Origin of the sequence: Rhodococcus sp. SG20037 (assembly GCF_031763325.1) — a bacterium.
Lineage (GTDB): Bacteria > Actinomycetota > Actinomycetes > Mycobacteriales > Mycobacteriaceae > Rhodococcus_F > Rhodococcus_F qingshengii.
Window position 1 is genome coordinate 5,888,734 of the sequence record NZ_CP134497.1, and the last position, 19,448, is coordinate 5,908,181.

Here is a 19,448-nt window from a genome sequence, read left to right on the forward strand (position 1 = left end):
TCGCATGGTCACTGGCGACGATATTCCTACTGATCCTGACAGCCGCACTTTCGGGCTGGTTCGTTCAGCGTTGGGGCGAGAGTTGGGACTTCAGGGACATCTGCTCGCGCTGGTACGACGGGGGGTGGCGGTTGCCGCGCCGCCACCGCCTTGACCTTCACGACGCTTTTCGTACTCCTACTTCCCTTCGCCTCAGGAATGCTGGTCGGCGTCACCACATTCGCCCGAGACTTCGAGCGGAGGGTCTGGTGGTTTGAGTTTCAATAGCTGTCAACGACAAGATGAGGGAATCGGTACCATCCGCCCCCGATGTCTTCCAGCCGGAGCTGATTGAAGGTCTTGTCGGACACACCATCGGGTGCATACACCCAGCCGGGATTGTCCAAGATGTCCAATCCATCTCGTGCGTCATAGAAATAGACGTGGGCTTCACTGCTGACGTTGGCATAGGAGATATCGAATCTGCCGATTCGTAGATCACGATGATACCCATCGGAATAGGGATCGTCAGGTTCTTGAAGTAGTTGCTGTGCAACGGTTTCGAAGTCTGCCCGATACTGATCGAAATGTGGCTGCCCCGCGGCCGCGATCCCGAGTGCGATCACCACGAGAACCGGAACAGCGACATCGGACCACAACCATGGGCGTCGCTGCCACCAGCACACTCCGAGCAGCACGATTGCAACACTCGCCGTGAGGACCCAGAGAACGACCGCACCGGCGATCGAGAGTGCACTATCCGCAGGTTCGGGCCAGGTGAGATGGCATTTCGCTGCGACATACATCGCCGACGCCGACGCTGCGATAAGTGCGTTTACCAAAACAACCCAACGAAGAGCACCGGACCTTCTCGTTGCCTGCGAGTTCGACACTGCCTGATCCATTCGATGAGAATAGCGAGCTGTTTGTCGCGGACTAGCAGTAACCACTTCCCCGATCTCACGATCGATTGTTTCTCGGCACGGAGAAAGTGTCCACGGTGCTATCTTTGCTGACTATGGGAGGCAGGGCTGCGAGGATGGTCGATTTGAACTACCGATGTCAGGAGAGCTCGGCGACTCCCAAAGTCGACAGGTCAATTTTGAGCACGGCTGGATTCGGTGGATCGCAGCAACCAATACCATCGTCACCTCATGATGACGTGACTGTTGCGGGCGAGTCGTGAAGATTCGATTATTACGAGCAAGCCAAGCGTCTTTAGCAATATCGCTGATCGCACTAACCTTGGTCTATTTGTTGGACGCATTTTCTTTGCGCCTCCAACATCAGCCCAGCTGGTGCATTGATCACTATGGAATCCCATCACGATTCAATTATCTCCTTCCCGACCGGGCGGAGAGGGTAGCGGCAGGAATTACAGACTTCTGGGGATGGTTCCCTCCAGGCATAAGCTGTACATTCACTGATGCAGTGACCAAAGAAAGCGAAACGGTGGCACCGGCCGCGGACAGGTCGCACATCGTCGTCGTTCTTGTGGCGCTGATCATGATCTCGGCTGTCGGCGTATTGTTCGGCCGCCGGAAGCGCTGAAGATTGGTTTTGGCTCGGGACTGCAGATGCGCACTCGACACCAGACCGATGAGTAATAAATCGGTGTCCGTCGTGTCCGGCGCTTCCACTACTCGTCGATCTTCGCGAATCCACCAGCCTTGTTCGAGGGCATTTCTTGCGGGTCCTGGTGGTCTTCGTTCCCATCACGCTGGCGATGACACTCCTGGGCCTGGTGCTCGGCTGGACCCATGCGCTTGCCGGGGACAGGCGGCAACATGATCGACGCCGATTACACAATGTGCTGGGGCTCAGACAATTCCGACGTGATGCTGTTGCGCTCCGGGTTGATGGTGGCGCTCGCACTCGTCGGCGCACGTGGACTACGTCGGCGACCCGCCTATAGCCGACTGTCCGAAATGTCGAAATCGATTTGATAGCAGCAATTTTCGATCCACATTCTCTTGTGTTCGAAACTTTGTTCGATTATGCTTTCGGCATGGACAGTCGGGATGCGTGGCAACTGGATGGTGAGGGCCTCAAGAGCGAGGTTCTCGATCTGGTGCGCGCCCGGCACGAGTTGCAGTCGCGGATGGTGTTGTTGATCGTGGAGATGTTTTCCCGGGAAGTTCTCGGCGGGAAGGGTTTTCGGGCGATCGCGCAGTGGTTGCATGGTTCGACGAATCTGGAGATCGGTGAGTGCAGTCTGCTGGTCGGGTTGGCGCGGTTGTTGATGCTCGAACCTGTTGTCGCGGATGCGTTTCATCGCGGTGACGTGGATGCGTTGAAGGCGCGGCAGGTGGCGTCGTTTTGTCAGCATCCGCCGAAGAACATGACCCTGGCGGATGTGGACAAGGCTCGCGGGATTTTGTTGTCGTTGGCGTCGAAGAACATTGCGGATTGCGATGCAGTGCGGGCAGCGATCCGCCGAATCGAGAAGCAGTACGGCAAGCGCGAGGACGGCATCCCGGTCGGCGAGGATTCCGAACGTAACGAGTTCTACGCCTCGAAAGGCTTGTACGGGCGGGTCACTGTGAAGGGGGATCTGGATGCGATCAACGGGGCCCGGTTGATCACGTTGTTGTCGAGCCTGTCTGCGCCGACGCCGGAGAAGGACGGCGTGAAGGACACCCGTACGCCGGCATTACGACGGGCGGACGGGTTCTGCGAATTGTTGCGGCGGTACGAGCGGGCGGGGTTGGGTCCGATCGAGGGCGGGGTGAAACCGCACATCACGGTGACTGCGTCGGCGATAGACATGACGGACCTGCAAGCGTTGAAAGACCTCTTGCCGTCGACTCAGGAACTGGGTTTCGCGTGGACGGATTGGGTGGGCCCCATCAGTATCGATACCGCGCGGATGTTGGCGTGCGACTGCACCGTGACGCGAATTTTGTTGGATGAGAACGGGGTTCCGCTCGACTGCGGCAAGGAAGCGAGAACAGCGACGGTTCCGCAAAGGCGAGCACTGGCCGTCCGGGATGGCGGGTGCGCGTTTCCGGGGTGCGGGACTCCGTCGGGGTGGTGCGATGCCCATCATATTGTTCACTGGAACGATGGTGGCCCAACAGATCTCGACAACCTGGTTCTGTTGTGCGGTCATCACCACCGGACGATGCACCACACCGAGTGGCGTGTCGAGATCGGCCCGGATCGGAAGACGGTGTTCTATCCACCCATGTCGATCGATCCGTATCAACAGCCGATCGGCGGGAACAGCCCACCCACAGCAGCCTGAACCGCGACAATCGAATACATCAGCACCGGGGACGAACCATGCCCCGGTGCTGGTGCACGTTTCTGGTCAGATCCCAACCCCTCAAATCCCAGCCCCTCAGATCCCGGCCCTTCGCACGAGAGCGTCAGTGGCAGAAGGGGATACAACGTCAATCGCTCGTAACAGCCCCGCGTACCGCGGATACAGCTCGACGGGACGCGTATTGATCGCCCTCAAGATCCACGATGCAGCTTGATCGGCCGTCAGCGCCGGCTGGCTCACGTAATCCGCCGTCGGCGCGATCATCGGTGTTCGTATGAGTGGGAATTGCACTGTGGTGACATCGACACCGGTGCCGTGACATTCCGCGCCGAGGCTTCGGCCGAAGGCACTGAGAGCAGACTTCGACGCGTGATAGGCACTGAACCTCGGCATCACGCCCGCAGTGACTCCCCAGGTTCCGACGTTGATGATGTGTCCGGACTTCGCCTCGAGCATCGCGGGCAGTAGCCGCAACGTCAGTCTTGTCGGCCCGAAGTAGTTCAGCGCCATGGTGCGCTCGTAGTCGTGGAATCGGTCGACCGAATCCAACGCGGTGCGCCGGATCGAGCGACCCGCATTGTTGACGAGGATGTCGACCGACCCGAATCGATCCGCGATCGTCGCCGCGAGTTCGTCAACGGCTTCACCGCGGGAGAGGTCCGCAGGCACGATGTGTGCCCATCCTCCCCTGCGGTGAATCTCGTCCCGTACGTGTTCGAGGTTTTCCTCACCGCGCGCGACCAGGATCATCTCGGCTCCCCGACGAGCCAATAGATGAGCTGTCGCCTCACCGATCCCCGACGAGGCTCCCGTCAGGACGATGGTCTTGTCGGAAAGCGTGACGCCGCGAGACGGAACAAGTGAGCGCAGACGCGTCGGCGGACTCAATGCAATATTGCTGAGAATCGATCTGATCACGTCGGCCTCGGTTCGATCTTCGCGTGCGATTCGGTGCGAACCCGTCCCTGAACAGCCCACTTCGGACGCACCGCGGAAATTACTCAAAAGTAAGTTATGGCGCCGTTTCGGCCGTGTCAAGAATTCATCGGGATTCAGGAGTATCTGCCACTAGCTTTTCCTGATACCTCGGGTTACATTAAATCCAGACCGAGTGCCAGCGATCACACAACCGGCCCTCGATTCCACCGAACACCGCGAGAAATACCAGCGGTGACCGAAACGAAGAGGAGACGCCATGACGCTCACATCGCCGCTCGACAAGCGCGGAGAAGCATCCGACGACTCGTACAACGAGACGCTTCGACTCCTGTCCGAGGGCTCGGTGCACAAGCACTTCGACCCGTACCTCGACATCGACTGGGACTCCCCCGAGTTTGCCGTCGTCCCGAACGATCGCCGCTGGATCCTCCCGGCCGAGACTGACCCGCTGGGTGCACACCCGTGGTACCAGTCGCAGTCCGAGGCCAGGCAGATCGAAATCGGCATGTGGCGCCAGGCCAATGTCGCGAAGGTCGGTCTCCAGTTCGAGAACATTCTGATCCGCGGCATGATGCAGTACGTCTTCTCACTGCCCAACGATTCGGCCGAGGCGCGCTACTGCACGCACGAGTCGGTCGAAGAGTGCAACCACACGATGATGTTCCAGGAGATGGTCAACCGCATCGGTGCCGACGCTCCCGGGATGAGCCGTCCGATGAAGATGCTTGCGCCCTTCATTCCCCTCGCTGCGGGTCCGTTCCCCGAACTGTTCTTCGTCGGTGTCCTCGCCGGTGAAGAGCCGATCGACCACATTCAGAAGAGCATCCTGCGCGCCGGCGGCCAGATCCACCCGATCATGCAGTCGGTCATGGCCATCCACGTAGCCGAGGAAGCGCGTCACATCTCGTTCGCGCACAAGCTTCTGAGCCGTCGCATCCCGCTGATGTCACGCCCGAACCGGTTCGTCCTCTCGCTGCTGTTCCCGATCGTCATGCGCATTCTCTGTGACGCCATCGTCATCCCGCCGAAGTCCTTCTGGAAGCAGTTCGACATCCCGAAGTCCGTGAAGAAGGACCTGTTCTGGGATCTGCCCGAGTCGCGCCAGACCCTGCGCAACTACTTCGGTGACGTCCGCATGCTGGCCACCGACACCGGCCTGATGAACCGTGCCTCGCGCCTGGTGTGGAAGGCCTGCAAGATGGACGGCCGCGCATCACGCTTCCGTAGCGAACCTCACCGCAGCTCGCACAACGCCGCCGCGTAGCTCCCGGACAGTCGAGATCGGACTCATAGCGCCATGCCACACGTAGTCACGCAGTCCTGTTGCAGCGACGCCTCGTGCGTCTACGCCTGCCCGGTCAACTGCATCCATCCGACGCCGGACGAGCCGGACTTCCTCACCGCCGAGATGCTGCACATCGATCCGCAGGCCTGCGTCGACTGTGGCGCATGCGTCTCGGCCTGCCCGGTCGACGCCATCGTCCCCGAGTCGAAGCTGACCGACCCGCAGCGAGTCTTCCTGTCCATCAATGCGGACTTCTACAAGGAAGAGCGACCCAGGCCGCTTCTCGCCAAGGTCATCCCGGCAGCCCACGTCGACAAGGGCCGACCGCCGTTGCGCGTTGCCATCGTCGGTTCCGGACCGTCGGCGATGTACGCCGCGGACGAGTTACTGACTCAGCCTGACGTGCAGGTCAACGTCTTCGATCGCCTTCCTGTGCCTTACGGCTTGGTTCGCGCCGGCGTTGCTCCGGACCATCAGAAGACCAAGCAGGTCACTCGCTTGTTCGACAAGATCGCCGCACAAAAGGGTTTCGAGTTCTACCTCAACGTCGAGATCGGCAAGCACATCTCGCACAGCGAACTGCTCGAAAATCACCATGCGGTGCTCTACGCAGTCGGCGCTTCGTCCGACCGTGGTCTCGGCATTCCGGGCGCTGATCTGCCTGGCACGGCCTCGGCCACCGACTTCGTAGCCTGGTACAACGGCCACCCCGATCACGCCGACGACGTCTTCGACCTCTCACATCGCCGCGCGGTCATCATCGGAAACGGAAATGTCGCGCTCGACGTCGCTCGCATTCTGACGGCCGATCCCGAGAAGTTGGCCGGTACCGACATCTCCGCTCACGCACTCGCCGCTCTGCGGAAGAGTCGCGTCGAAGAAGTTGTCATCGTGGGTCGACGCGGAATCGCGCAGTCCGCGTTCACGGTCCCCGAGTTCACCGGCCTGATGGCACTGCCGGACATCGAACTCTCTGTCGGACCCGACGACATGGTTCTCGACTCGGCCACCGAAGAACTGGCAAAACGCGGCGAACTCCCGCATGCCGTCGAGCAGAAGTTGCGTCTCCTCGAAGCCCTGAAGAACCGCGATCACGTCGACGTCGGCAACAAGCGCATCACGTTGCGCTACCTGCTCACGCCGACCTCGATCACCGGCGACGATCAGGTCAGCGGAATCGAGTTCGCTCGCAACGCTCTTGTCGACGCCAACGGAACCGTGCAGATCGAAGCAACCGGCGATACCGAGACCATCGATACCGGCTTGGTCCTCACCTCGATCGGCTACCGCGGAGTGCCCATCCCCGGCGTCCCGTTCGACGAGCGTGCGTCGGTCATTCCGAACGAGAACGGCCGAGTCCTCGAAGCTCCGAACGGTGATCCCGCCACCGGGGTCTACGCGACCGGTTGGATCAAACGCGGACCGAGTGGGTTCATCGGCACCAACAAGTCCTGCGCGCAGGAAACGATCAGGATGCTCGTCGACGACTTCAACGACGGACGCCTGACCAACCCGGTCGCAGACGACTCCGCAGTCGATCGTCTGGTCCGGGCGCGACAGTCCGACGTCGTCGACCGCGAGGGCTGGCATGCCATCGACAAGGCGGAACTGGAACGCGGCGCTGCGCACGATCGTGCCCGCGAAAAGGTTCTGGATCAGGTCGAGATCACCTCCATCCTCGACGCTGCGGCCCGGGTGAAACCGACGCGTCGATTCGGTCGACCTGTACGCGTTCGCTGATCCGCTACAGGTAAACAGCTACTTTCACGCACACGGCCCCGCCTGCAGACTCGTCTGCCCGGCGGGGCCGTCTGCGTTCCGGCAGCGTCCCACTCAGCGAAAATTTTTGCCCGTCAGCAGCCGAAATCGTGTAATACTGCAACCTGTTCCAGTAAGCGGCACAGCGGGCCCACGATCCCCCGGATCACGCTCGCCAACCAGATGAGGATTGCATGAGCGAGACTGCAACGCCGGCGCCGAACGGGAGTGTGACACCTGCAGTAGAGGGTTGGTTCACCACCGGCGACGAACCTGCTCTGATCGGCACGAAGTGCCAATCCTGCGGCACCATTTCCTTCCCTCGTGAGGCGACGTTCTGCAAGAACCCGAGCTGCTTCAGCGAGGAGTTCGACGACGTGGAACTCTCCCGCCGCGGCACTGTCTGGTCGTACACCGACGCGCAATACCAGCCCCCGCCGCCATACATCCCGCGCTCGGATCCGTACGAGCCTTTTGCTCTCGCAGCAGTCGAACTGCCCGAGGGCATCGTCATCCTCGGCCAGGTGGCCGACGGATTCGGCGTCGACGATCTCAAGGTCGGCAATACCGTCGAATTGGTTGTCGAGCCGCTGTACACGGACGAAACCGGAGTACGTACGACGTGGCGCTGGAAGCCTGTCGCCGCCGATCAGGAGTTGCAGTCATGAGCAAGGACGTCGCAGTACTCGGTGTCGGTATGCACCCCTGGGGCAAGTGGGGGCAGTCGTTCGTGAAATACGGCGTTGCGGCCGCTCGCGCCGCGCTCGCCGATTCGGGTGTGAATTGGCAGGATGTCGACTTCATCGTCGGCGGCGAGACCGTCCGCAACGGGTACGGCGGATACGTCGCCGGAGCCACCTTCGCCCAGGCACTCGGCTGGAACGGCGCTCGCGTCGCCACGTCGTACGCCGCGTGTGCGACGGGAGCCCAGGCACTCGACACCGCTCGCGCACGAATCCTGGCCGGCCTCAGCGAAGTTGCCCTGGTCGTCGGCGCCGACACCACGCCGAAGGGCTTCCTCGCTCCCGTCGCCGGTGAGCGTTGGGACGACCCGGACTGGCTGCGCTTCCGCCTCATGGGTATGACCAACCCGGCGTACTTCGCGCTCAACGCGCGTCGTCGCATCGACCTCTACGGCGCCACCGCGGAGGACTTCGCCAACGTGAAGGTCAAGAACGCCAAGCACGGACTCAATAATCCGAATGCGCGCTACCGCAAGGAAGTCACCGTCGAGAACGTGTTGGCCTCCCCCGTGGTGTCCAATCCCCTTCACCTGCTCGACATCTGCGCGACGTCCGACGGCGGCGCCGCAATCTTGCTGACGTCGATGGAATACGCCCGCAAGATGGGCATCGCGGAACCTGTTCGCATCAAGGCTATTTCGACGGTCACGCCGACGTTCCCCCAGACGATCATGGACATGCCGAACTTCTCCACCGATTCCAGCTCCGCCGTTCCCGCTCCGGAGCGCACGTTCAAGGAATCCATCGGCTACGCCGCATACGAAGAGGCCGGGATCTCTCCCGAGGACGTCGACGTCGCCGAAGTCTACGACCTCGCTACCTCCGTGGAACTGGACTGGATCGAAGACCTTGCCCTCTGCAAGCGGGGCGAGGCCGAGCACCTCCTGCGTGCGGGTGACACCAGTATTGGAGGCCGCATCCCGGTCAATCCGTCCGGCGGTCTCGCGTGCTTCGGCGAAGCCGTTCCCGCACAGGCACTTGCGCAGGTGTGCGAGCTCACTTGGCAGCTTCGTGGACAGGCCGAAGGCCGTCAGGTCGAAGGCGCCCGCATCGGTATCACCGCCAACCAAGGTCTGTTCGGACACGGCTCCTCGGTAATCGTTTCCGCCTGACCCTGTTCTACTTTCGTGGCGGTCGCACACTCACCCGTGAGCGGCCGCCACGATCACGTCTGCCACTGCCCCTGGCCGGGAAACCAGCGATGCGTGCGAGGTCGGGAGTTCGCTGGTGTTCGCGCCCATCCGGTTTGCCATGAACCGCTGCGCCGATGCTGGGATCACGCGATCCTCACCGGCAACCAGATACCAGCTCGGTGTGTTCGCCCACGACGGTGGCCCGCCGAGCTCGAGGTTCGCCCACAAAGCCGCAGACTTCTGATGCGCCAACATCGTTGCCGCTGTCTCGTCGGAAACATCCTGAGCGAAGACGGAATGGAAATACTCGTCCGTGACGTAGCCGTCGACGTTCTTCCCGCCGATCGCGTGAGGATCGTCGACGATCTTCAATCCCAGAGCCGGAGGAAGCAATTGGCTGCCAGGAAACCTGATGGGATCGATCGTGATCTGCACCGGCTCACCCTGAACCGGAGCAAACGCCGCGATGTACACCAACGACTGCACCTTCGGGTCGTGAACATTGGTGATCACCGCGCCGCCGTACGAGTGTCCGACGAGCACGACAGGTCCGTCGATGTCCGCAACCGTCTTCTCGATCACGGACGCGTCGTAAGCGGGCCCGCGTAGAGGATTGTCCGGCGCCACGACGCGATAGCCACGCGAACGTAGGTCGGCGGCAACGCCGTCCCAACTGGTCGCGTCGGCAAAAGCGCCGTGGACGAGAACGACGGTTGGCTTGGGGCTCGCCACCGCAGCGCCGGAGCCGAAGATCACTCCAGCCGCGACTGTCATGAGTAACGCCAGAACTGCGGTGAATACACGTGAGATCTTCATGCGTTTCCTTCACTCTCGTCGAAAAGCGAGAAACTGCGGTAGGCCGGGACACGCCCGTTTCGATCCTAGAAATACCTGCTGCGACGGACGTGACTGTCCGTGCAGACTTTTGAGCTCACACTGCAGAACTTCTGGTTGAGCGTCCGCATCGCGGGGTATCAGGGCTGCATGGCTTTGCTCCTGGATACTTCCGTGTTGGAGCCTGACCAACGCGCGGACGCCTTTGTCGACGCGATGGGTCGTGCCTCGGTCCCGTGTGCAATCCACTTGGAGAACCCGGAACGGGTGAGCGCGAGAATGAACGTGTGGAACCTCGGTGCAGCATCACTGTTCCGCTCCGAGTCGACCGGTATGCGGTTGACCCGAACACCACGTCACGTCCGGTCCGCGTCGATGCCCGTCCTTGCGATTGCCCTGCAGGAGATCGGGATCGGCCATCTAGATCAGCACGACGAACAACGCAGAGTGCCCGCCGGTGAGCTGTTGATGACGGACCTGACGTCGACCTACGATTTCTCCTGGCCGGGAACGGGCGCTTCCCAGTGCCTCTACGTTCCGATGGATCGGCTGGGACTGCCGATCGACACCGTGCGGGACGCAGCTACCCGGCCTCATCACAGCAATCTGTACCCCGTGATGATCGCGCACGTTCGTGAATTGTTCCGCAGCGCCGCTCTGTTGGAGACCGATCCTGCCGCCGAACAATTGGGCGAGGCCTCGATCGAACTCGCACGTGCTTTGGTCGCTTCGATCGCACATGCGAATCCTGACGCATCCGCTCCGAGATCGGCCCTTGCCATGACTTCGATCCGTCGATACATCCGTGAACACCTTCACGATCCGACACTGAATCCCGCACGAATTGCTCACGCCCACAACATCTCACTGCGACAGCTGTACAAGATCTGCTCGGACAACGGCTTTCGGATCGAACAGTGGATCATCACCCAGCGCCTGCAGAAGGCTCGGGACGAACTGGCTCGACCCGCTACCGTCGATCTGCCGATCGCGACCGTTGCGCACCGGGCGGGGTTTGTCGACGCCGGACACTTCAGCCGACGCTTTCGACAGGCCTACGGGCTGAGCCCGACTCGTTGGCGTCAGCTCCGCGATTGAAGCAGCGCCACAACGTCTGACTGACCACGACTTTCGGCATTGTCCAACGCGGTCTTCCCCGATGCATCCCGGATCGAGGGATCTGCCCCCGCGTCGAGAAGCTGAGTGATCACGTCGATATAGCGCGCCGAACCATCGCCGTACACAACGGCTTCGAGTAGCGCCGTCCACCCGGGATCGTTGACGTGATTGACCGGAACCCCGGCAGCAATCAGCATCCGGACGGTCTCGACATGCGCGTGTTCACTCGCGGGAATCAGCGCCGTACCGCCGTAACGGTTCACGCTGTCGACGTCCGCGCCGTGGGCGAGCGTGAGCGCCAGAATCTCGTTCAAACCCTCGGCTCCGGAATACAGGAAGGCCGAATCCTGCATGGAATCCTTCGCGTTCACGTCTGCTCCGGCAAGAATCAACGTAGAAGCCGCAGCGACGGCGTTGTTCTTGGTGGCCTCGACGAGTGGAGTCCGTTCGCCCTCGCCGCGCGCTTCGATGTTCGCGCCGGCAGTCAGGGCAGCGGTAACAGCTGCGGGATCATTGCGGTCCACAGCATCGAAGAGCGCGCGTTCGGATTCCGGCGTCGATGGTGGATTTACACCCGTAGGCGGTACAGCTGCCGTTGTTGGTGCTGACGCCGCGGTTGTCGGCGTCAGCGGGGTGTCGGACGAACTGCAGCCAGCCAACGCTCCGGTCACCGATGCCGCGAAGATTGCGCAGGCGAGGACAGACCTGCGCGGCCGCGCCATCACAACGAATCACTTTCTTGGACAAGTGTTTCGAGCGTCATCCTGACGGCGTCCAGATGTTCGGCCATCGCCCTGGAGGCGTGGTCGTAACTGCCGGACGCGATTCCTTCGACTATTCGTTCGTGTTCCTCGTTCGACCTTTCCTGGCGACCGGCAACAAGATTGAGTGTCTCGGACTGCCTTGTCAACGCTTCACGAATATCGACGATTACCGACTCGAAGACCCGATTCCTACTGGCTTTCGCAATCAGTCCGTGGAACTGCGCATCGAGTGCGACCCATACGAGCGGATCATCCTCGTCACGCATCTGCTGGACCAGTCCGCGGAGGGCCGTCAACTCCTCCACTGTGTGCCGTTGGGCAGCCCACCCTGCGGCCGGAATTTCGACATGCGGCCGCGCTTCGACCAACTCGTTGGCCGCGTAGCTGCCGAAGTCGAGGTCTCGCGCTATCGAATCGCTGACGACGAAGGTGCCGAGCCCGGATTTCGTCTCGGTGAGCCCGAGGGCATGGCACGAGCGCAGGGCTTCACGGATGACCGATCGACTGACCCCGTGTCTTTCGGCCAGGGACGCCTCGGACGGGAGACGCTCTCCGACTGCCAGTTCGCCGGAGGTTATTGCGGCACGGAGGTCGGCGAGAACCGCCTCGGCAGCACTCACCCGCGAGGCGACGGGTCGCCTGGTGGCCCAGCTGTCTGACAGGTTCATGCCGTCATTGTTGCGACTGCCGAAGTCCCGCGTCAAACATCGCACTTGATGAAGGGTTGACGTGCCGGAGTGAGCGAGGTAACAATTACACCTGTCAGACAGCCTGATAGCCCGATAGCAGGGCGGGACTACTACTCGACCGTCAGCGCTGCGATCCCGAAATACACCCACCGCGCAGAGTGATGCTTGCGCGAAGAGACACGAGGAATTGATCAAGTGCTCGAAACGCGAACAGAACACGATCTGCTCGGCGATCGCGAGGTTCCAGCCGATTCGTACTGGGGTATCCACACCTTGCGCGCAATGGAGAACTTCCCGATCACTGGTCGAACAATCTCCACGAACCCGCATCTGATCCGCGGCATCGCTTACGTCAAGTGGGCCGCAGCCAGCGCAAACGAAAAGCTGGGCATCCTCGACCGCCCGCGCGCGGAGGCCATCTCACAGGCATGCAAGGAGATCGTGGACGGGCGGTGGCACGAACAGTTCGTGGTGGACGTCATCCAGGGTGGCGCCGGCACGTCGACGAACATGAATGCGAACGAGGTCATCGCCAATCGCGCGTTGGAAATCCTCGGCCACCAGCGCGGCGACTACGAACGGCTTCACCCCAATGAACACGTGAACCTGAGCCAATCGACCAACGACGTCTACCCCACGGCCGTGAATATCTCGACGATCTTCGCGATCGATGACCTGCTGGATGCACTTCTTACACTCCAGAACGCATTCACGACCAAATCTCTTCAGTTCGCCGACACAGTGAAGATGGGACGCACCCAACTGCAGGACGCCGTGCCGATGACTCTGGGTCAGGAGTTCGGGACCTACGCGGTCATGATCGAGGAGGATCGGGCGCGTCTGGCTGAGGCCGCTCTTCTCGTTCACGAGATCAACCTCGGCGCGACTGCTATCGGCACTGGCCTCAACGCACCCGCCGGCTACGCCGAGGTGGCCTGTTCCGACCTGGGCGCACTGACCGGACTGCCGCTGGTGTTGGCAACGGATCTGGTCGAAGCGACCCAAGACGTGGGCCAGTTCGTCCACCTCTCCGGCGTCCTCAAGCGGGTCGCTGTGAAGTTGTCCAAGGTGTGCAACGATCTCCGACTGCTCTCTTCGGGCCCGCGAGCGGGATTGAACGAGATCAATCTTCCACCGGTGCAGGCAGGTTCGTCGATCATGCCGGGCAAGGTCAATCCTGTCATTCCCGAAGTCCTCAATCAGGTCGCGTACGAAGTCATCGGCAACGACGTGACGATCACGATGGCTGCGGAATCCGGTCAGCTCCAACTCAACGCTTTCGAGCCGATCATCGTGCACTCACTGTCCGAAGGAATGCGACACCTCGGTGCGGCTTGCCGCATTTTGGCGGACCGGTGCGTACTCGGCATCACGGCTAACACCGAACTGCTGCGCGCCCGAGTCGAAGACTCCATCGGCCTCGTCACCGCGCTCAACCCCTACATCGGATATACCGCGTCCACTCGGATCGCCCAGGAGGCGTTGATTTCCGGGCGTCGCGTCGCAGATCTCGTAATCGAAGCCGGCCTGCTCGACCGAGAGGAACTCGATCGGTTGCTCAGCCCCGAACATCTCGCCAATCTCCGCGTTTCGGGCGAGAAGCCTCATGCCACCGCTGTTGCGGAGGAGGTTTGATGACCGTCGAACGGGAAGAGACAGGCCGCGCCGAAGCTGCGACTGAGGAGGATCTTGGGTATCAGAAAGCGCTCGGCCCCAGACAAATTCAGATGATCGCGATCGGTGGTGCGATCGGAACCGGCCTTTTCATGGGTGCGGGAGGGCGACTACAACAGGCGGGCCCGGCCTTGGTTCTCGTGTACGCGCTGTGCGGATTCTTCGCGTTCCTGATCCTGAGGGCACTCGGCGAACTGGTGATGCACCGACCGACCTCCGGATCCTTCGTTTCCTACGCACGCGAATTCTTCGGCGAAAAGATGGCTTTCGCTGCGGGCTGGTTGTACTGGATGAACTGGGCAATGACTGCCGTGGTCGACGTCACGGCTGTGGCGTTGTACATGAACTTCTTCAAAAAGTACTGGGCGCCACTGGGACACATCGATCAGTGGATGTTCGCTCTGATCGCGGTGTTGCTGGTTCTCGGACTGAATCTCGTGTCCGTGAAAGTCTTCGGAGAGTTGGAGTTCTGGTTCGCGTTGATCAAGGTCGTGGCCTTGACCGCATTCCTCGGGTTCGGTGTCTATTTCGTACTCTTCGGCACGCCCATCGAAGGGCATTCCTCCGGATTCAGCCTGATCGCCGACAACGGTGGGCTGTTCCCCAACGGAATACTGCCGGCAGTCGTGGTGATTCAGGGCGTCGTGTTCGCCTACGCTTCAATTGAACTCGTGGGGACCACGGCTGGAGAGACCGAAAATCCCCGGAAGGTGATACCCAAGGCGATCAACACAGTGATCATTCGGATCCTCGTCTTCTACGTGGGGTCGGTCCTGCTGCTCTCACTGTTGCTCCCGTACACCGAATACCACGCCGGTGAAAGTCCATTCGTCACATTCTTCGGTTCGATCAACATCCAAGGCGCAGATGCGATCATGAATCTGGTCGTTCTCACGGCGGCGTTGTCTTCCCTCAATGCCGGATTGTATTCGACCGGACGAATACTCCATTCGATGGCGACGGCCGGTTCGGCGCCTGCCTTCGCTGCCAGAATGAACAAAGCCGGAGTGCCGTACGGGGGAATCGCACTCACCGGCGTGGTCATCCTGTTCGGCGTCGGGCTCAATGCTGTTGTCCCAGCGCAAGCCTTCGAAATAGTCCTCAATCTTGCGGCACTGGGCATCATCAGTGCATGGGCGGTAATTGTGCTGTGCCAGTTGAGGCTCTGGCAACTTGCGAAACAAGGCAAAGTCACTCGCCCTTCCTTCCGCGTATTCGGCGCACCGTACACCGGGATCGCGACACTGGTCTTTCTTGCGGTCGTTATCGTGTTGATGGCATTCGACAACCCTGTTGGAACGTGGACCGTCGGATCCATCGCGATCATCGCACCGCTCTTGATGATTGGTTGGTACGCCGCCAGGAATCGTATTCGCGAGTTGTCCATCCACCACCCCGCAGCTTGACGTGAAAGGACCACAGTGTCGAAAGTCGCAGTTGTCACTACCGGTGGCACCATCGCCAGCACCCGGGATGCGCATGGAATCAGCCGGCCCGCAATCACCGGTGCAGATCTGGTCGGCAACGAGCAGACCGACATCGAGCTTCGAGTCGTCGACGTGATGTCGAAGGACAGCTCGAGCATGACCTTCGCGGACATGGATCGTGTTCGCGACGCCGTAGCCGATCAATTGAAAGATCCCGGACTCGACTCGGTGGTCGTGCTTCACGGCACCGACACGATGGAGGAAACTGCGTTCTTGTTGGACCTGCACCACGACGACCAACGCCCGGTGGTCTTCACCGGCGCGCAGCGCACTTTCGACCATCCCGAATCCGACGCTCGTTCGAATCTCGCCGCGGCGATCTCAGCCGGACTGGACATCTCGTCACACGGGCGTGGTGTCCTCATCGCCTTCGGCGGTTCGGTCCATCCAGCCGCAGGTACGCGAAAGTCCGATACGACGGCACTCGATGCCTTCCGCCGCGTGCACATCGATCCGCTCCTGCTGCGCACTCCCGAACCATTGCCGTGGCATCCGATTTCGGACACCCGCGTCGACATCATCGCCGTGTATCCCGGGGCAGACCGCGTACAGATCGACGCCTGCGTGCACGCCGGGGCGCAGGGACTTGTTCTCGACGGACTCGGTTCGGGAAATGCCAATCCGACGATAGTCGAGGCCGTACGAGACTGCGTCGGCGCTCACATTCCGGTAGCCGTGACAACTCGGGTGCCCTCGGGGCCAATCTCCCCGGTTTACGGTGGCGGTGGTGGCGGGCACGACTTGATCGCCGCAGGCGCTGTATTTTCCACCGATCTTCGAGCCGGGCAGGCACGTGTACTTCTGGCAGCCTTGTTGTCAGATCCGGATCTCGTGGGCCTGGAAAAGGTATTCGACCGCTATTCGAGGTTTGCTCGCACCCCGCCGTTCGGGCGGTAGAACTGGCGACACCATTCATTGTTCGAAATTCACTCCACTAAATCAGGGACTTTGGTCCGAATTTTCGACTTGGACGCTTATTTGGTGTCCGAATTGGGTAGTTTCACATCATCTAACTCGTTCAAAATTTCGATCCAGCGGTCACGTCCAGTGCAGCCAGTCGAACAGGAGTCGGATGAGCAGCCCATTTCGTGATGCCGCTGCAGTAACGCTCGACGCGTCTCACCGCGTCGGGCAAGCGCACGTGCCAGGCGCCGCACTCAACGGTCGTTTTCACCCGCCAACTGCCGTGAAAGGACTGGTCGCGCGTCCGCGCCTGCACCGCAAACTCACCGCATCCACTGCCACCAAAGGCTCAGGCCCCGGGCCTGTCGGGTTGCTCTCGGCTCCGGCCGGTGCGGGGAAGACCCTACTTCTGGCCGATTGGGCTCGCGAATATTCTCGAGCCTCCCCTGATGTTGCGCTGGCCTGGCTGACGTTGGCCGAGCGCGACAACAACGTGTCGATACTGTGTGAATCCCTCGCCGAGGCGATCGCGACCTCCGTCGATGCGGCCGGCCAGAGGCTCCCCGTGCAGACCGGATCCAGGCCGCCCGTCGAGCAGTGGCTCGCGCACTTTGCGGAAACCCTCGAAACGCACGAGCGCCGAACAACGTTGATCCTCGACGACGTTCACACCCTCCACGATCCGATGTCGATCGGTCTCCTCGATCGGATACTCACACAGACCCCGGGCAACCTGTCGATTATCGTTGCCGCCCGCTACGAACCACCGCTCACGTGGCATCGTCTGGCTCTCGACGGCCGACTCACCCGCTTTGCATCCACCGATCTCGCTTTCGATCGCTCCGAGATCACCGCGATATTCGGCGAGTACGACATCACGCTGCGCGACGACGAACTCGCAATCGTCGAGAACTTCACCAAGGGGTGGGGCGCCGTCGTTCGCCTGACCGCCGCGTTTCTGGCCGGCCGCAGTGACATCGGCGATGCGCTGGACGAGTTCACGCACACACCCCGCCCGATCGCCGACTTTCTCGTCGACGAGGTACTGACGTCCTTGCCCGAACATGTCACCTCGTTCATGTTGCGAACATCGGTAGTCGATTCTTTCTCCGCCCAACTGGCGGAAACTCTGACGGACTCGAACGCTCGATCCGAGATCGACTCGCTGATTCAGTTCAACTTCCCCGTGACCCGTACCGATTCCGCCGACCACACAACGTGGTTCAGCTATCACCCTCTCTTGCGCGAGCACCTTCGGGCAGAGTTCCGTCGCGTCGATCACGTCGAGAGAAACCGCGTACACCTGCGAGCAGCAAGCTGGTTCGAAAGCAATCACTTCGAACTCGAGGCGCTCGAACTCGAGGTGTCGATCGGAGACCCACACCGCATTCTCGCGTTTCTCGAACGCTGCGGGCTGGGCCTCGTACTCGACGGGCACTGCGGGGACGTCGTGCGAGTCCTGGAATCGGTGTCGACGCAGGTTTCGGAATCCCCGATCACCCGACTGGTGCTGGCGGCGGCCGCCCTCCACTCCGGTGACGTGACCTCGGCGACCACGTGCCTCGATCTTCTCGAGGCAACTCATCCACCGATTGCAGAAGATCCATTGTTCCTGGCGATGAGCCTGGAAATCTCCTGCGTTACGGCGACTTCCGACAACGAGCCGCTGGCGGCACGTCTGGAGCGGCGCCAGAAAAGCACCCACTCCGACATCGAAGCCTACGCACACATGGAATTGGCGACGGCACACTTACTGCGACGTGAGTTCGACAGGGCGACTGTCGAATACACTCAAGCCGTCGCACTCGGGACAATACGGGGCAGGGCGCGATTCGTCTTGAAGTCGCTGACCGGACTGGGCTACGTAGCTTCTCTCGGCGGAGACATCGGGGCGATGAGGGCTCACTCCGTCTACGCTCTCGACTACGCGGTCGAACATCGCATCACGACGACTGCGGAGTACGAGTTGTCCGCGTCGGTGGCCGCCTTTGCCACATACCTCTGCGCTTCGAGCGAACTCCCGTACCGCATCCCGACAATCGGAAACTACCGGAGCACAGACGTTCTCGGCGCCAGCGCGCCGGTGTTCGGGTGGCACTCCGTCGTAACCTTCGGCCTTCACAGTCTCGACGGCTCGACCGACCGACGCTCGACCGCCGCCGATGTCCGCGACGCGATGCTCAGCGCGATCGAATTACGTACCTTCGCGTTCGCGACCTTGGCTCTTCTACCACCCGTCGTCCACGCATGCCTTTCCGTCGGTGAGGTGGAATGGGCAGCGAGACTCGTGCGTGACGCAGCCGATCAATTCGGAGAAACGTCGGAGATACATCTCGCACGGGGTGCCGTCGCCTTCTCGTCCAACAAGTTCGCGGAAGCACTCGTCGAAGTTTCCGAAGCTCTCGGGTCCTCCGAAATCCCGTTGCTCGCACATCACGTCTACGCCTGGACACTCGAAGCCGGGATCCACGCTGCAACAGGTCACGAGCGCAAGTCGTTTCGCTCCCTCCACAAAGCGCTGCGCGCCGCGGAAGCCGGTAGCCTGCTACGCCCCTTCCTCGACTACGGCGCATCCCTGCGGCCGGTGTTCGACGAGTTCAGTGGACATTTCGGCGATCAGGAAGCATTTGCCGAACAGGTACGTAGCCGCATTCGCCCACAAGAATTGGTGAGTGCACCGATCCTCACGCCAGGCGAATACACCGTGCTCCGTGAACTGGCTTCCGGAGACACCACCGAGTCCATTGCCGACACGCTGTTCCTTTCCGTCAACACCATCAAGACGCATCTTCGCGGGATCTATCGCAAGTTGGAAGTGAGCAACCGACGCGACGCGCTCAAGGCTGCGCGACGCGGCGGACTCATCTGAGCAA

16 protein-coding genes are annotated in these 19,448 nt (G+C 61.2%); 11 read left to right on the forward strand and 5 right to left on the reverse strand.

Translation table 11 applies throughout. The features are described from left to right. Window positions 1-260: 260 nt before the first annotated feature. The gene (locus RHP72_RS27230) at window positions 261-884 is read right to left on the reverse strand and encodes a hypothetical protein (RefSeq protein WP_063315512.1); all 624 of its coding nucleotides are present in this window, start codon (window positions 882-884) and stop codon (window positions 261-263) included. Window positions 885-1,410: 526 nt separating this feature from the next. Here RHP72_RS27230 and RHP72_RS27235 point away from each other — a divergent pair. Beyond that, entirely contained in the window at window positions 1,411-1,530 is a 120-nt protein-coding gene (locus RHP72_RS27235) for an LPXTG cell wall anchor domain-containing protein (protein ID WP_117435002.1), read from the forward strand. A 457-nt stretch (window positions 1,531-1,987) separates the two neighbouring features. Further along, window positions 1,988-3,226, forward strand: a complete 1,239-nt coding sequence (locus tag RHP72_RS27240) for a DUF222 domain-containing protein (protein WP_311094057.1) — start codon at window positions 1,988-1,990, stop codon at window positions 3,224-3,226. Between the two features lie 96 nt (window positions 3,227-3,322). On the opposite strand, the gene RHP72_RS27245 is transcribed toward RHP72_RS27240, so the two are convergent. After that, window positions 3,323-4,165: an SDR family oxidoreductase gene (locus RHP72_RS27245; protein WP_397517601.1), complete on the reverse strand. Its 843-nt coding sequence runs from the start codon at window positions 4,163-4,165 to the stop codon at window positions 3,323-3,325. A 277-nt stretch (window positions 4,166-4,442) separates the two neighbouring features. Between RHP72_RS27245 and RHP72_RS27250 the strand changes: the two genes are divergently transcribed. From RHP72_RS27250 to RHP72_RS27265, 4 genes are all read left to right on the forward strand, one after another. Beyond that, entirely contained in the window at window positions 4,443-5,450 is a 1,008-nt protein-coding gene (locus RHP72_RS27250) for a diiron oxygenase (RefSeq protein WP_003943163.1), read from the forward strand. Between the two features lie 33 nt (window positions 5,451-5,483). Continuing rightward, window positions 5,484-7,211 (forward strand): FAD-dependent oxidoreductase, encoded by a 1,728-nt coding sequence (locus RHP72_RS27255; RefSeq protein ID WP_003943176.1) that lies wholly within the window; start codon window positions 5,484-5,486, stop codon window positions 7,209-7,211. A gap of 212 nt (window positions 7,212-7,423) precedes the next feature. Next, window positions 7,424-7,897: a Zn-ribbon domain-containing OB-fold protein gene (locus RHP72_RS27260; protein WP_007730419.1), complete on the forward strand. Its 474-nt coding sequence runs from the start codon at window positions 7,424-7,426 to the stop codon at window positions 7,895-7,897. Beyond that, a complete protein-coding gene (locus RHP72_RS27265) occupies window positions 7,894-9,084 on the forward strand; it encodes a lipid-transfer protein (RefSeq protein ID WP_020909545.1) in 1,191 nt (396 codons plus the stop codon). The genes RHP72_RS27260 and RHP72_RS27265 overlap by 4 nt, the downstream gene beginning before the upstream one ends. 30 nt (window positions 9,085-9,114) lie before the next feature. Here RHP72_RS27265 and RHP72_RS27270 read toward each other — a convergent pair whose 3' ends face one another. Continuing rightward, complete coding sequence (locus tag RHP72_RS27270) at window positions 9,115-9,921, reverse strand: alpha/beta fold hydrolase (RefSeq protein ID WP_064075045.1); 807 nt, start codon at window positions 9,919-9,921, stop codon at window positions 9,115-9,117. A 99-nt stretch (window positions 9,922-10,020) separates the two neighbouring features. Here RHP72_RS27270 and RHP72_RS27275 point away from each other — a divergent pair, with 99 nt between their 5' ends. Continuing rightward, a complete protein-coding gene (locus RHP72_RS27275; protein WP_223304470.1) occupies window positions 10,021-11,037 on the forward strand; it encodes a helix-turn-helix domain-containing protein in 1,017 nt (338 codons plus the stop codon). On the opposite strand, the gene RHP72_RS27280 is transcribed toward RHP72_RS27275, so the two are convergent. Together RHP72_RS27280 and RHP72_RS27285 are read right to left on the reverse strand one after the other, a co-directional pair. After that, window positions 11,022-11,780 (reverse strand): ankyrin repeat domain-containing protein, encoded by a 759-nt coding sequence (locus tag RHP72_RS27280; protein ID WP_075834729.1) that lies wholly within the window; start codon window positions 11,778-11,780, stop codon window positions 11,022-11,024. The two genes, RHP72_RS27275 and RHP72_RS27280, sit on opposite strands and share 16 nt — an antisense overlap. Next, window positions 11,780-12,490, reverse strand: a complete 711-nt coding sequence (locus RHP72_RS27285) for a FadR/GntR family transcriptional regulator (protein WP_075834731.1) — start codon at window positions 12,488-12,490, stop codon at window positions 11,780-11,782. Before RHP72_RS27285 ends, RHP72_RS27280 begins: the two co-directional genes overlap by 1 nt. 216 nt (window positions 12,491-12,706) lie before the next feature. Here RHP72_RS27285 and RHP72_RS27290 point away from each other — a divergent pair, with 216 nt between their 5' ends. The 4 genes from RHP72_RS27290 (at window position 12,707) to RHP72_RS27305 (ending at window position 19,444) form a co-directional block, all read left to right on the forward strand. Continuing rightward, a complete protein-coding gene (locus RHP72_RS27290) occupies window positions 12,707-14,146 on the forward strand; it encodes an aspartate ammonia-lyase (RefSeq protein ID WP_058038379.1) in 1,440 nt (479 codons plus the stop codon). Further along, complete coding sequence (locus RHP72_RS27295; protein ID WP_075834732.1) at window positions 14,146-15,591, forward strand: amino acid permease; 1,446 nt, start codon at window positions 14,146-14,148, stop codon at window positions 15,589-15,591. Before RHP72_RS27290 ends, RHP72_RS27295 begins: the two co-directional genes overlap by 1 nt. 15 nt (window positions 15,592-15,606) lie before the next feature. After that, on the forward strand, window positions 15,607-16,569 hold the full coding sequence (locus RHP72_RS27300; RefSeq protein ID WP_007730395.1) for an asparaginase: 963 nt from the start codon (window positions 15,607-15,609) through the stop codon (window positions 16,567-16,569). A gap of 175 nt (window positions 16,570-16,744) precedes the next feature. Next, window positions 16,745-19,444 (forward strand): LuxR C-terminal-related transcriptional regulator, encoded by a 2,700-nt coding sequence (locus tag RHP72_RS27305; protein ID WP_075834734.1) that lies wholly within the window; start codon window positions 16,745-16,747, stop codon window positions 19,442-19,444. Window positions 19,445-19,448 lie beyond the last annotated feature (4 nt).